The 1,154-nt window shown below is 34.9% G+C and carries 1 protein-coding gene; it reads right to left on the bottom strand.

Annotated elements, in window-relative coordinates; translation table 11 throughout:
• Positions 1–75: 75 nt before the first annotated feature.
• Positions 76–1,044: an IS256 family transposase, variant Zn-binding type gene (locus tag ACFO3O_RS22530; protein WP_417323449.1), complete on the bottom strand. Its 969-nt coding sequence runs from the start codon at positions 1,042–1,044 to the stop codon at positions 76–78.
• Positions 1,045–1,154: the final 110 nt, after the last annotated feature.

Below are 1,154 nucleotides of genomic sequence, written 5' to 3'. Positions count from 1 at the left end.
CTTATACAATAGAGAGTGACTTTCGGGTTGCTCTTTTTTTTATCTCTATTGGTTAGTCTTATGGCTAAAGAAAACTCATCGTTTTTCATTAGAAAAATGTACATACCATTTTATAAAGTTTATCCTGTTTTTAATCGTAAGTCCTCTGTGGAGGTCAAGATGATTTTTAAGGTGGCTGAAATATCCTTCAATACCATTTGTTGTTTTTGGAATGTTGGGATTGTTTAAATAATGAAACATGTTTGGCAAGGCTTTATTGATCAGATAGTAAGACCTTCTAAGGAGTCTGTGCTTGTACCAATATCTTCCTGTTTCCTCTTGAAAGACTTTTTCATTAATGTATTCTTGATAATGCTCATACCATTTTCTAAAACTATCTGTCCAATATATTCTATCATTATGGGTGTTGATACGTAAAAGGTCGAGCACCATTTTTCTAAGTTCTATTGCGGCAGGATGTTTGGGTCTCCTAGTAAGCCAGATAAGGCACATACGCTGTATATGGACTAAACAACGTTGTGTGGTCACATTTGGAACTCCAAGCTTCATTGCCTTCAAAATGCTCTTGTGACCATCCGTTGTGATGCTCTCTAATTGTACGCCAAGGTGTATTAAGTTTTCAAGATCCTCTCGTATTTCAAGATAATCTTCCTTATCTGAAAATCTCAAGAGTTGAGTATGTCCGTCAAAATCATCTTGATATACAACCACACAGAACCTATTGAAATAGGTGGCATCTAATCTCAGGTTGACAGCACTGCGCTTAATTATTTTAACCTTTGGTGCTTGAGCTAAAAAATGACCAAAAGTCCTCTGAATCGTACTAATAGATAATTTACTATCTCTACTCAAGGTTTCATAGGTCTGTCGTTCCAAAACCCATTTTTTGAACCACACAAAACGATTACGAAAAACTTGTTCAGGACGATTACTTGAGAACAAAATACCACAGTTTTTACATTTGAAACGTTGCTTGTCAAATTGTTTTCCCCACTTAATTACTTTCAAACTGGAACAAGCCCAACATCGCTTTTTTTTTGCCATTTTAAGGACAAAGAAAAAGTTATATGAAACGTGTTTCATATAACTTCTCAAATCATCAGTAAAATATAAGGCTCAGAGAGTTTTTACCAACTATTTATGACCATTATGCC

Source organism: Dokdonia ponticola, assembly GCF_042653865.1.
Classification (GTDB): Bacteria; Bacteroidota; Bacteroidia; order Flavobacteriales; family Flavobacteriaceae; genus Dokdonia; species Dokdonia ponticola.
Note: the sequence above shows the minus strand (reverse complement) of the source record. Positions and strands in the feature narration are given on the sequence as shown.